Source organism: Buchnera aphidicola (Melaphis rhois) (assembly GCF_005080745.1).
In the GTDB taxonomy this organism is placed as follows: domain Bacteria; phylum Pseudomonadota; class Gammaproteobacteria; order Enterobacterales; family Enterobacteriaceae; genus Buchnera_B; species Buchnera_B aphidicola_AT.
In genome coordinates, this window is the sequence record NZ_CP033004.1 from 54,996 (window position 1) to 67,609 (window position 12,614).

The window sequence follows — 12,614 nt, forward strand, 5'->3', positions numbered from 1 at the left end:
TTAGTTTTCTTTATTTTAATCGTGTATTAATGTTTATTGAAAATTATATTTTTATTTTAACGAGTAAATATGAATTAATTTTAATTATATAGTTTATTTTAAAAGTATTAAAATGAGTTTATTAATAGTTAATAGTAAAATAATTTCAATGATGTTATTTATCTATATCATAGAATATTGGAATTTAGTTTTAATACAGTTAAATAATTTCGTTATTTAATATTTTATATACGATGTTTGATATGTTTGAACAACAAAAGTTTTTAATTGAAATTGAATTAATATGGAATCAAATTTTGTCTGAAGTACAGACATTAATTCATCAAGAGCCAGTACTAATAGGTTTGTATTATTCTTGTATATTAAACCAGAAAGATTTTAGCTCAGCATTAAGTTATATTTTGTCAACTAAATTAGGTAATGAAATTGTTTCTACTATTTCTATAAGAGATATTATAGACAAGATATATAGTTCTAACAATTTAGTTATTTTGTCAGCAATAAAAGATATACAAGCAATATATCGTAGAGATCCAGTAATAAAATGTTATTCTATTCCACTATTATACTTAAAAGAATTTCATGCATTACAATCGTATCGTATAAGTCATTATTTATGGAATACGGGACGACGAGAATTAGCAATATATTTTCAAAATCGTATTTCAGTTGTGTTTTCAGTTGATATTCATCCTGCGTCTGTGGTAGGAAATGGAATTATATTAGATCATGCTACTGGAATTGTAATTGGAGGAATAACTACTATAAAAAACGATACTTCTAGTTTAAGTACATTAGATGATACTGGATACGTTAAAAAGGTTAATTATCCTATTATTAATGAAGAAGTAATAATTGGTGCAGGAGCAAAAATACTAGGTAACATTGAAGTCGGATCGAATGTTAAAATTAATGCAGGTTCTATTGTATTAGCATCTGTACCACCTAATAGTATTGTTTCTGGAATTTTTGTAAAATGACAAAATTGTTTTTATGATAACTTATATAAGTTGTATAATTACAGATATATATTATTTATGAGTTAGACATAATAGTTTTTAAATTTTATAAATAATTTTTATGATTAATCGAATTAACATTGTAAACAATTATTTTTTATATACTACGTATAAATAAAATTACTTATTTAACTAAAGAATTCAATAAATTAAATAATTAATATTAAGTTAGGTTAATTGTAAAGATATTATTTACTTTAATGATTTATGTTAACGAATACTTAGTAATTAATATGAACTAGGTAATAATATTTGAATTATATAAAATACATTAACGTTTTAGATAAAGCTTCCTTTGATAGGAAGCTTTTTTTAAATGTTTAATTTTAAATATCAACTTAATCATCTAAAAAACTGCGCAATATTTCTGACCGACTAGGATGTCTTAATTTTCTTAATGCTTTAGCTTCTATTTGGCGTATTCTTTCACGAGTAACATCAAACTGTTTACCTACTTCTTCTAAAGTATGATCTGTATTCATATCGATTCCAAATCTCATTCTTAATACTTTAGCTTCTCGTGCTGTTAGTCCAGATAGAACATTATGTGTAGCGGATCGTAGACTTTCTGAAGTAGCTGAATCTAAAGGTAGTTCTAATGTTGTATCTTCTATAAAATCTCCTAAGTGAGAATCATCGTCTTCTCCGATAGGTGTTTCCATAGAAATTGGTTCTTTAGCTATTTTTAATACTTTTCGTATTTTTTCTTCTGGAATTAACATTCGTTCTGATAGTTCTTCAGGAGTAGGTTCTCTACCTATTTCTTGTAGTATCTGTCTAGAAATTCTATTCAGTTTATTAATAGTTTCAATCATATGAACTGGTATTCTTATAGTTCTTGCTTGATCCGCAATAGATCGTGTAATTGCTTGTCTTATCCACCAAGTTGCATATGTTGAAAATTTGTAACCTCTTCGATATTCAAATTTGTCTACCGCTTTCATAAGTCCTATATTACCTTCTTGAATTAAGTCCAGAAATTGAAGCCCTCTATTTGTATATTTTTTTGCAATAGATATTACTAATCTTAAATTAGCTTCTACCATTTCTTTTTTTGCTCGTTTAGCTTTTGTTTCTCCAATAGATATTCTTTTATTAATATTTTTTACTTGATTAATAGTTAATCCTGTTTTCATTTCAATATCAGATAATTTTTTTAAAATAATATTAAATTCGTCTTTAATTTTATCTAAGTTTTTGCACCATGGTTGGTCTTTTTGTTGAGATAATTTTAACCAAATTGTTTTTATTTCTTTTCCAAAAAATATTTTTATGAAAATGTTTTTTGGAATTTCGCAACGTTCTACGCATAATTTCATTATAAGTTTTTCTTGTTTTCGAATTCTTTCCATCATATGTCTCATATTATTAACTAGATAATTAAATTGTTTTGGGACTAGTCTGAATTGTTTGAATATTTCTGATAGATTATGAATTTCGTTTAGAGAATCTATATGATTTCTATGTTTATATTTTATTGTGTTATTGGTTATTATATATTGATTTTTTAATGCTATGAATTTTTCTCGAGCTAGTTCAGGATCAATTTGATGATCACTTTCGTTGTTTTCGTCTAAATTATCTTCATCACCACCATTGTTGTGATTCGTTTCTTCTATGAATTCGAATCCAGAGTGAGTAGAAATTGGTAAAAATGTTTCTTTTAAGTTAGGATCTACGAATCCATTTATGAGATCAGTTAGTTTTAATTCTCCTAATTCAACTCGATGATATTGTTCTAGTAAATAAGTAATAGCTTCAGGATATTCTGCTACAGAACATTGGACTTGATTTATTCCATCTTCTATTCGTTTTGCTATATCAATTTCACCTTCTCGAGTCAGTAGTTCAACTGTACCCATTTCTCGCATATACATTCGAACGGGATCAGTGGTTCGTCCTAATTCAGATTCTACATTAGATAATACTTGCGCTGCAGCTTCTACAGCGTCTTCGTCTGTATCTGTATTTCTAATTTCTTGAAGTATAAGATCATCGGCATCCGGTGCTTCTTCTACTACTTGAATACCCATATCGTTAATCATTTGTATGATATCTTCTATCTGATCAGAGTTTATAACATCATTAGGTAAATGATCATAAACTTCAGCGTAAGTTAAATATCCTTGTTCTTTTCCATGGGTAACAAGTAGTTTAAGTTGTGATTGTGGATTGTGCTCCATAAGACGATATCCATATTTTGTTGACATAGTTGATATGTATTAACTATATCGAAAATAGTTTGTAATATAAACATATTCGAATTTTATATCATATATTTATTAGCAGAAATGTATTGTATATAACAACATATATAATTATATTAAATAAAAATAATATTGTTTTTTAAATTATGATATTTATGTTTTAAATTTTAGAGTGTGATGATTTTAGTTGATGATATGAAAGTGATTCAAGTTATATTTTTGCTAGCTTTTTATTAATTAACCATAATTCGTATTTTTCGTCTTTTTTTAGTCCTATTTTTCTCTCTTTTGAAATTAAATTACTTTTTTTGTTTTCTAATGCTCTGTTATGAAGATTATTTAGAGAATCTAGAAATACTTGTTTTATTTGATTGTCTGCGATCATATGATTCCATTTTGCTAGTTGATTTAATTTTTTAAAAATTATTGTATTTCTATACATTTCTAATATTTGACCAGTATTGTGGTTGGGATATTTAATACATTTATTTACTAAATTTAAAAAAGTAGGTAATCCGTTTAGATGGAAATTTTTTAAATGTTTTATAGACGTAATAGTAAATACTAAATTTGGATTTTGTATTAATAATCCAATAAGATTACGTATTGTTATTTTTGTTATATGTTTATATTCATTATTATTTTTTAAAGTATTGTGTACTGCTTTAGTATGCAGTTGTCTTAAAATATTTTGATCTGGCACTCCTATTTTAATTCCTAATTTTTGAAGTAAATACATACGTGTTGTGTCACTAGGAATTTGGTTAATCAAAGGAATAGCGATCGAACTTAAATAAGATTTCTCATTGATAAAGCTTAAATCTATATTTTTAAATAATTTGTCAAATAGAAATTTTGACAAACTTATTGCATTGCTAATACGTTGTTCGAATTTTTCTTTACCTTCTTTTCTTATCATTGTATCAGGATCTTCACCGAGAGGTAAAAATATAAATTGGATGTTTTTCCCATCGTATATATATGGTAAAGTTATTTTTAAAGTTCTCCAAGCAGCTCTTTCCCCAGCAACATCACCATCATAACAACATATAATAGTATTCGTAAATCTGAATAGTAATTGTACTTGATAACTTGTTATAGCTGTTCCTAGTGAAGAAATAGAATAATTAATATTAAATTGAAAGAGTGTTATGACGTCAATATATCCTTCTACTATTAGTAATTTTTTAGGTTTTGAATTATGTTTTAAGGTTTCGAATAAACCGTATAAATTTTGACCTTTTTTGAATATATTCGTTTCAGGAGAATTAATATATTTAGGAAAGTTATTATTAAGAGCTCTACCTCCGAATCCAATAACTTTTCCATTTTTATTGCGAATCGGGAAAATAATTCTTCCTCGAAAACGGTCATATTTATACCCTTTATTATTTATAATTAATATACCAGCGTCAATTAGTTCTTGTATATTAATAGTATTAATTTTAATTTTTTTTTCTGTATTTTTCCAATTTATATTAGAAAAACCAATATTGAAGTATTTGATCATGCATGCATGAATCCCTCGTTTTGTTAGGTATTCATAGGCATTTTTTGTTTCAAAAACATTTTTATGGTAAATATAAGCAAATTTTTCTGTTATAGAATATAGATTATTACGTTTTTCATAGTCAAATTCTGAATAATAATGTTCTTTTTTATATGGTATTTTTAGTCCATTAAAATTCGCTAGTTCTTCAATGCTCTCTACAAATGTAAGTTTTTCGTAATTTATCAAAAAATCAATGACGTTTCCGTGTGAGTTACATCCAAAGCAATAATAAAATTGTTTTTCATAACTTACAGTAAAAGATGGTGTATTCTCTTTATGAAAAGGGCAGTGTGTACTGTAATTTTTACCTATTTTTTTAAGTGGTGCTCTTATATTTATTATATCAATGATATTAGTTAGGTGTAGCAGTTCATCAATAAAATTTTTTGGAATCATTCCTTTCATAAAATTGCACATATATATTGACCGAACTTTATATAGAGAACGGTCAGTGAGTTAATTAGTTAATAAATATTAATATCAATACATTCGAATACGTTTTGCATTTTCTCTAGAAAGTTTTTTAGCTAAACGTTTTATTGCTGATGCTTTAGCGCGCTTACGTTCAGTAGTTGGCTTTTCATAAAATTCTCTTCTTCGAATTTCTGCTAAAATTCCAGCTTTTTCACAAGATCGTTTAAATCTTCTTAGTGCTACATCAAATGGTTCATTTTCACGTACTTTGATTATTGGCATATATATTCTCAATTTAATCTAATATAATTGATAATTTAAATTTTTAAATTTTGTATGTAGTTTAAAGCTTGTTTAAAAACAATGCTAATTTTATACAAAAATATTTAACAAAAAGATTAAAAATAGCTTGTTAAAATAATTTTAAGTTAATAATTAATATTTATATCATTGTAAAGTTTATAAATGATTATATTACAGTATAATGTAAAAATGTCAGATATATTTATATTTTAATAAATAATAATTTTGATTATATGAAAATATTAGGTATTGAAACTTCATGTGATGATACTGGAATTGCGATATATGATAGTGTTGAAGGTATTATATATAACAAATTATATAGTCAATCATATTTTCACAATTTTTACGGTGGTGTTGTTCCTGAGTTAGCTTCTCGAAAACATCTTGAGGTGTTAGCAATATTAATTAAAGATATGTTTGTAGAATCTGGAATTGATAAACGATCTATAGATGCTATTGCTTATACTGCTGGTCCTGGATTAGTAGGATCTTTATTAGTCGGTGCATCATTGTCTACTGCACTAGCTTTTTCTTTGAATATACCTACCATTTTAGTGAACCATATGGAAGGTCATTTATTGACTCCTATGATAGAACAAAAAAAACTTCAATTTCCTTTTGTAGGGTTATTAGTATCTGGAGGTCATACACAATTAATTAATGCATATGATATTGGAAAATACGAGTTATTAGGTGAATCACTAGATGATGCTGTTGGTGAAACTTTTGATAAAATTGCTAAATTATTAGGATTAAGTTATCCTGGCGGTCCAAGTTTGTCTAAATTAGCACAATCAGGAATACTCGGTACTTTTAACTTCCCTAGACCAATGATACATAGAATGGATTTAAATTTTAGCTTTTCTGGATTAAAAACGTTTGTTACAAATATTATAAAAATGAAAAAACATAATTTTCAAACTCAAGCAAATATTGCGAAAGAATTTGAACATGCAGTTACAGATGTTTTGGTGAATAAAAGTAAAAGAGCTTTAGAACAATTAAATTATGCTACTCTAGTAGTATCTGGAGGTGTTAGCATGAATTCAATGTTAAGATATAAATTAGATGGTATGATTAAGTGTTATAAAGGACAAGTTTTTTATCCTAAATTAGAATTGTGTGGCGATAATGGTGCAATGATAGCACATATAGGTATGCTGCGATTTAAAGAAAGTAGTTATGATTTAAATATTTCTGTTTATCCTAAATGGTCTATTACTGATTTAAAACCTATATAATTATGTCATAGTTAGATAATTTTAATGATTAATATTAATATCTTATAAACAATTTTAAGTTTTTGTTATTTAAGGTTAAAATTACAGTTATAAAGTTAATTATTTTAATTATAATTGAATCATTTATTAATTATTATATATTTTTTTAAGTCTTGTATAGTTAACAAAGGAATATTATGTAATTTTGAAAATAATATTATTTGAGATAATTTTGACATAGATCCATCTTTATTAGTTAGTTCACACAATATTCCAGCTGGCTTAAATCCTGCTAAAGTTACTAGTTCTATAGTAGCCTCTGTATGTCCGGGTCGTCCAAATATGCCTTGTTTATGTGCTTGCAATGGAAATACATGTCCCGGACGATTTAAATCTTGTGGCTTGGCATAATCATTAATTGCTGCACGAATAGTGGTTATCCTATCTTTAGCTGATACACCAGTTGATACTCCTTTAGCTGCCTCTATGGTAATAGTGAAGTTGGTACCAAATTTGCTAGTATTGTTTTTGACCATAAAAGGTAGTTTTAATTGTTTTCGTTTAGATTCGGTGATACATAAACATACGATTCCACTTCCATATCGAATAGTTAATGCCATTTGTTCTATAGTCATAGTTTCTGCTGAAAAAATTAAATCGCCTTCATTTTCACGATTAGCATCGTCTAAAACGATAACTCCATTTCCTAGTTGAAGTGATTTTATTGCGTTTTTAACACGTTCTTCAGGAGTAATCGAGAAAAAAGATTTATGCATTTTCATTTTTTGACCTTTTATATAATAAGTATTTTAATGTTAGGCAAAATGATAGATTTTTATGACATTATTCAAAAATTATTTTGTCATATGTTTTAATATACTATGATATTTATCAGAAATAAATATTTCTAACATGTTTTTTTAATTAGTGATATTCCTAGAAAAGTTTAAGTTACATTCAATTTAATTTATATTGCTAATTACAGTATTGATATAAAAAAAAGGATATTATGCATGAAAATATATTTAGTTGGAGGAGCTATTCGAGATAAATTGTTAGACATTCAAATAAAAGATAGAGATTGGGTAGTTGTTGGCGCTACGCCTGAAACATTATTAAATTTAAAGTTTAAAAAGGTAGGAAAGGATTTTCCTGTTTTTTTACATCCATATAGTAAAGAAGAATATTCTTTAGCAAGAATTGATAGAAAATGCGGTTATGGACATACAGGATTTAAAACTTATTTTTCTGAAAAAATTACTTTAGAAGAAGATTTAATTCGAAGAGATTTAACTATTAATGCTATAGCTCAGGATAAACATGGTAGTTATATTGATTTTTTTAATGGTTTAAAAGATCTTAAAAACAGGGTATTAAGACATATTTCTCCTGCTTTTTGTGAAGATCCTTTAAGAATTTTTAGAGTAGCACGATTTTCCGCAACTCTTAATCATCTTGGATTTTACATTGCAAAAGAGACTATGCAATTGATGATAGACATGGTAAAAAATGGAGAATTGATGTATTTAACTCAGGATAGGATTTGGAAAGAAACAGAAAAAGCATTAAATACACGAAATCCTCACGTTTATTTTCAAATTTTATATCATTGCAATGCTTTATCTATCGCCTTTCCCGAAATTAATATGGCTTGTCAGTATAACTTAAAAAGAGTTTATAGATATTATAAAATCTTTAACTTTAAGTCTAATGTATTTTTAGAAATTGCAAGGATTTCTAATTTAAATCAAGAAATAGATATTAGATTTTCTTATTTATGTAACATAATTTGTCAAGTTAAAAGATGCTATTTTGATAATTGTTCATTTGAATTTTATGATTTAATTTCAAAAAAATTAATTGAAATGTTATGTAAGCGCTTGTGTGTTCCTGCTTATATAAAAAGTTTATCTATTATTTTTTCTGCATGGTTTAAATTCTTAAGTGTAATTCATCTTCAATCTTCAGAAAATATTATCATGTTTTTTAATAAAGTAGATGCATGGAGAAAACCTTATAGAATAAATAAATTATCTGTTTTAATTGATTTATATATGTTTAGTTTTATGAATATAGAAGTTAAAAATATTTGTCAAGGTGATTTTTTGAAGAATACTTTTAATGTTTCTAATAAAATTTCTACTAAATCTATTTTATGTTCAGGGTTTTCAGGTATCGAAATTCGAAATGAATTAGTTCGTTTAAGAGTAATTGCAATAAACATATTTCGAAAAAATTTTTAAAAACTTAATAATGATAAAAAAATAAGTAAATTATAAGAGATAATACTAACCTATAAATAATAAATGATACGAATGAGCATACATTAATTATTTTAAAACATTTTTTTATACAAAAACTAGAAGTTATGAAAGAAGATAAAAAACCTATTAGTAAAACAAACATATTGTATATTGACATAGTGTGAATATTATTAATAATGTCTAAAAGTGTTGCTCCTAAAAATATTGGAACAGATATAATAAAAGAAAAATGTGTAGCTACACTTTGATTTAATCCTATTAGTATGCCTATAGAAATGGTAGAACAAGATCTAGAAAAACCAGGAAGTAATGCTAGACATTGAAAACATCCTATCGTAAATGATCTATATAAATTTATATTCTTGTTTTGATGTGTTTTAATTTTTTTAAATATTTCGGATAGCATTAATAATATAGAACCTAATATTAACGACAGCAATATACTAGTTGGATTAAATAAATGTTTCATATACTTATGAAAATATAATCCAAGTAATGCTATTGGAAATATACTAATTAAGATATTATTACATGATAAATTACATGTATTTTCAGATTGTCTTTTTACATGCAATATGGAGTAAAGTAATGTAATAAATGTATCTTTAAAATATAATAATATAGACAGTGACGTACCACATTGCATAAACGTATTTAACATTAATGTTTCGTTGATTTCTATTTGAAATATATTAGAAAAAATGATTATGTGGCTAGTCGATGAAATAGGAAAAAATTCTGTAATTCCTTCGATTATTCCTAGTATAATGACAATTAAAATGTGACATATGTCTAATGTATATGCGTTCATGTTGTTTAAAAGATAAATTATTATACGATAAATTGTAATAGAAATAGGTAAAACGATATATCAGTATCCGTTTTACCTATACAAACTTTATCTGTTTATAGAAAAAATTATGCTTTTGCCAGCGACAACCTGACCGGATCGTTTACGTATTTCCTTAAAGTTTTCCATATTAGATATTACTACAGGTGTCAAGATAGATTTAGCTGTATTTTTTAATAAAGATAAGTTAACCTTGATGATCGGATCTCCTATTTTTACAATTTGATTTTCTTGAGCAATATTTGTAAATCCTATTCCTTTTAAATTTACTGTGTCTATTCCAAAGTGTACAAATAGTTCAACATTGTATTTTTTTGATTTTATTGAAAAAGCGTGTAATGTATTGAATATTTTTCCAATAGTTCCATCAATAGGAGATAAAATTATGTTACTATTTGGAGAAATAGCTACCCCGTCTCCTACTACTTTTTTTGAAAAGACAATATCTGGTACGTCTTCAAGGTGAACTATTTCCCCAGACAATGGAGCAAAAACATCTATTTTATTTTTGGATATAATATTTTTTTTATTAAAAAAATTAGAAATTAAACTCATGTTTTTCCTTGTTCATAATTTTATTAATTATTTTTGAGAAATTCATTGATAGTATTCGTGATTTCTTTTGACGTTGGTTTAGAGAGTACGATTTTTGCTAAATTTTTAGCATCTAAAAAACTTGTTTCTCTAATTATTTTTTTTATTTTTGGAATAGTAGACGAACTCATACTAAATTCATTTAAACCCATTCCGAGTAATAATGCGGTAGCTTGTTCATTTCCCGCCAATTCTCCACACATTCCAGTCCATTTTCCAGCATTATGAGAAGCATTAATCACTTTTTGTATTAAATTTAATACAGAAGGACTCATAGGATCATATAAATTTGAAATTAAGTCATTGCCTCTATCAACAGCTAATGTATATTGTGTTAAATCATTACTTCCAATACTAAAAAAATCTACTTCTTTTGCTAAATGGTTAGCTATTACTGCAGATGCTGGAGTTTCTATCATTATTCCTATTTCTATTTTAGAATTAAATGCTATTTTTTTGTTTTTTAGTATATTTTTTAATTTTTCTAATTCTTCTTTTAAGCTTCGAACTTCTTCTATAGAAATAATCATAGGAAACATTATTTTTAGCTTACCAAAAGCAGACGCTCTTAATATTGCAGTAAGTTGAGCATGTAGTATTTCTTTTTTATCCATTGCTATACGTATAGCTCGCCATCCTAAAAATGGATTATCTTCTTTAGGAACATTCATATATGAAAGGTTTTTATCGCCTCCTATATCCATAGTCCTAATTATTATGGATTTTCCTTGCATTTTTTCCGCTACTATTTTATATGCATTAAATTGTTCCTCTTCGGTAGGAAAGGAATTACGATTCATAAATAAAAATTCTGTTCGATATAATCCGATACATTCAGCACCGTAATTTTTGGCACTTATAATATCACGGATTGTTCCTATATTTGCTCCTATTTCTACTTGATGTCCATCAGTTGTGATAGCGCATAAATATTTTAGTTGGGTTAAATTATCTTTTTCTAGTTCATGTATTATTTTTAGTTTTTTTGTTTGTTGTATTTTTGATAAATCTGGATTAATGAATATAGCATTGTTAATACCGTCTAATATAACAAAATCGTTGTTTTTTATTTTTTTTGTTATATTTCCTGTTCCAACAATAGCTGGTATTTCTAAAGATCGGGCCATAATAGAAGTATGTGATGTTTGTCCACCTAAGTCTGTAATAAATCCTAGTACTTTATTTAGTTTTATTTGAGCAGTTTCTGAAGGAGTTAAATCTTTTGCTATTAAAATTACAGGATTCTGAATATGATTTAGATCGATAATATTTAAATTAAGTATATTTTTAATTAATCTGTTTCCGATATCTCGAATGTCAATTGCTCTATTACGTAAATATTCGTCACATAAGTTTTCTAGTACTGTAGCTTGTTTTTCTATTACAGTTTTAGTGGCATATTCTGCTGATAAATGTTTTTCTTGAATAAGAAAAAGAATATTTTCTTCTAATTCTTCGTCTTCTATCAACATAATATGTCCTTCAAATATGTCTTCTTGGTTATTTTTGAAAGTTTTTGCTACTTCTAATTTAATATTTTTAAGTTGAGTAATGGTTTTAAATTTACCTTTGATAAATTTTTGAACTTCTTGTTGAATTGACTGATGTGGAATTTTATTTCTATTAATACAAATTTTTTCTTCTGTTAATAATAATGCATTTCCAAAAGCAATACCTGGAGATACCAATATTCCTGAAATCATAATATTACCCTTAACATAACAAGACGTTATATTTTTATAATAGTAATTTGTTGGTCTCAGGTAATAATATATTAATTAAGTATATATTTTATCCGGAAGTAACGTTATACTTCCGGTAAAATTCTACTGTGAATAATATTTAATATTGTTAAGACACAAATTCTTTCTATTTAAGTGTTGTTATAAATTTTTCTAGATTTTCTATTGCTATTTTTTCATCTTGTCCATTTGCTGAAATGGTAATGAGGCTATTTTTTACTAAACCTAATGTTTGTAACTTAAATAAACTTTTTGCACTTACAGATTTTCCGTTAGAAATAATATTAATTTCTGAAACAAATTTTTTAGCTTCTTTTACTAAAAGTGCAGCAGGACGAGTGTGTAGTCCATTAGGACTAGTAATTTTTATTTCTTTCTGAATCATTTTCCCTTCTATTTTTTTATTTTAAATTACTTATATAAAATTAGTATATAATATTCTAAAA

The 12,614-nt window shown here is 26.0% G+C and carries 11 protein-coding genes; 3 read left to right on the top strand and 8 right to left on the bottom strand.

The window, feature by feature from the left end:
• Window positions 1-242: 242 nt before the first annotated feature.
• A complete protein-coding gene (cysE, locus tag D9V73_RS00240) occupies window positions 243-980 on the top strand; it encodes a serine O-acetyltransferase (protein WP_222837028.1) in 738 nt (245 codons plus the stop codon).
• A gap of 377 nt (window positions 981-1,357) precedes the next feature.
• On the opposite strand, the gene rpoD is transcribed toward cysE, so the two are convergent.
• From rpoD to rpsU, 3 genes are all read right to left on the bottom strand, one after another.
• The gene (gene rpoD / locus D9V73_RS00245) at window positions 1,358-3,202 is read right to left on the bottom strand and encodes an RNA polymerase sigma factor RpoD (protein WP_158336766.1); all 1,845 of its coding nucleotides are present in this window, start codon (window positions 3,200-3,202) and stop codon (window positions 1,358-1,360) included.
• Between the two features lie 235 nt (window positions 3,203-3,437).
• Complete coding sequence (dnaG, locus tag D9V73_RS00250) at window positions 3,438-5,183, bottom strand: DNA primase (protein ID WP_158336271.1); 1,746 nt, start codon at window positions 5,181-5,183, stop codon at window positions 3,438-3,440.
• Between the two features lie 75 nt (window positions 5,184-5,258).
• Window positions 5,259-5,474 (bottom strand): 30S ribosomal protein S21, encoded by a 216-nt coding sequence (rpsU, locus tag D9V73_RS00255; RefSeq protein WP_158336273.1) that lies wholly within the window; start codon window positions 5,472-5,474, stop codon window positions 5,259-5,261.
• Window positions 5,475-5,728: 254 nt separating this feature from the next.
• Between rpsU and tsaD the strand changes: the two genes are divergently transcribed.
• Window positions 5,729-6,739, top strand: a complete 1,011-nt coding sequence (gene tsaD / locus D9V73_RS00260) for a tRNA (adenosine(37)-N6)-threonylcarbamoyltransferase complex transferase subunit TsaD (protein ID WP_158336274.1) — start codon at window positions 5,729-5,731, stop codon at window positions 6,737-6,739.
• A gap of 119 nt (window positions 6,740-6,858) precedes the next feature.
• On the opposite strand, the gene ribB is transcribed toward tsaD, so the two are convergent.
• On the bottom strand, window positions 6,859-7,500 hold the full coding sequence (gene ribB / locus D9V73_RS00265; RefSeq protein ID WP_410051760.1) for a 3,4-dihydroxy-2-butanone-4-phosphate synthase: 642 nt from the start codon (window positions 7,498-7,500) through the stop codon (window positions 6,859-6,861).
• Window positions 7,501-7,731: 231 nt separating this feature from the next.
• Between ribB and D9V73_RS00270 the strand changes: the two genes are divergently transcribed.
• Complete coding sequence (locus D9V73_RS00270) at window positions 7,732-8,961, top strand: tRNA CCA-pyrophosphorylase (protein WP_158336275.1); 1,230 nt, start codon at window positions 7,732-7,734, stop codon at window positions 8,959-8,961.
• Between the two features lie 4 nt (window positions 8,962-8,965).
• On the opposite strand, the gene D9V73_RS00275 is transcribed toward D9V73_RS00270, so the two are convergent.
• The 4 genes from D9V73_RS00275 to D9V73_RS00290 all read right to left on the bottom strand — a co-directional run bounded on the left by D9V73_RS00275 (window position 8,966) and on the right by D9V73_RS00290 (window position 12,553).
• Entirely contained in the window at window positions 8,966-9,793 is an 828-nt protein-coding gene (locus tag D9V73_RS00275; protein ID WP_158336276.1) for an undecaprenyl-diphosphate phosphatase, read from the bottom strand.
• 87 nt (window positions 9,794-9,880) lie between these two features.
• The gene (crr, locus tag D9V73_RS00280; protein WP_158336277.1) at window positions 9,881-10,387 is read right to left on the bottom strand and encodes a PTS glucose transporter subunit IIA; all 507 of its coding nucleotides are present in this window, start codon (window positions 10,385-10,387) and stop codon (window positions 9,881-9,883) included.
• A gap of 23 nt (window positions 10,388-10,410) precedes the next feature.
• Entirely contained in the window at window positions 10,411-12,129 is a 1,719-nt protein-coding gene (gene ptsI / locus D9V73_RS00285) for a phosphoenolpyruvate-protein phosphotransferase PtsI (RefSeq protein ID WP_158336278.1), read from the bottom strand.
• Window positions 12,130-12,295: 166 nt separating this feature from the next.
• Window positions 12,296-12,553 carry an HPr family phosphocarrier protein gene (locus D9V73_RS00290; RefSeq protein WP_158336279.1) on the bottom strand — a complete coding sequence of 86 codons (258 nt, stop codon included), beginning with the start codon at window positions 12,551-12,553 and terminating at the stop codon, window positions 12,296-12,298.
• Window positions 12,554-12,614 lie beyond the last annotated feature (61 nt).

Bases quoted from the DNA above. Each gene is read 5' to 3' on its own strand.
- rpsU (WP_158336273.1), bottom strand. From the start codon at position 5,474: ATGCCAATAATCAAAGTACGTGAAAATGAACCATTTGATGTAGCACTA.
- ribB (WP_410051760.1), bottom strand. From the start codon at position 7,500: ATGAAAATGCATAAATCTTTTTTCTCGATTACTCCTGAAGAACGTGTT.
- D9V73_RS00290 (WP_158336279.1), bottom strand. From the start codon at position 12,553: ATGATTCAGAAAGAAATAAAAATTACTAGTCCTAATGGACTACACACT.
- D9V73_RS00275 (WP_158336276.1), bottom strand. From the start codon at position 9,793: ATGAACGCATATACATTAGACATATGTCACATTTTAATTGTCATTATA.
- dnaG (WP_158336271.1), bottom strand. From the start codon at position 5,183: ATGAAAGGAATGATTCCAAAAAATTTTATTGATGAACTGCTACACCTA.
- D9V73_RS00270 (WP_158336275.1), top strand. From the start codon at position 7,732: ATGAAAATATATTTAGTTGGAGGAGCTATTCGAGATAAATTGTTAGAC.
- rpoD (WP_158336766.1), bottom strand. From the start codon at position 3,202: ATGGAGCACAATCCACAATCACAACTTAAACTACTTGTTACCCATGGA.
- ptsI (WP_158336278.1), bottom strand. From the start codon at position 12,129: ATGATTTCAGGAATATTGGTATCTCCAGGTATTGCTTTTGGAAATGCA.
- cysE (WP_222837028.1), top strand. From the start codon at position 243: ATGTTTGAACAACAAAAGTTTTTAATTGAAATTGAATTAATATGGAAT.
- tsaD (WP_158336274.1), top strand. From the start codon at position 5,729: ATGAAAATATTAGGTATTGAAACTTCATGTGATGATACTGGAATTGCG.
- crr (WP_158336277.1), bottom strand. From the start codon at position 10,387: ATGAGTTTAATTTCTAATTTTTTTAATAAAAAAAATATTATATCCAAA.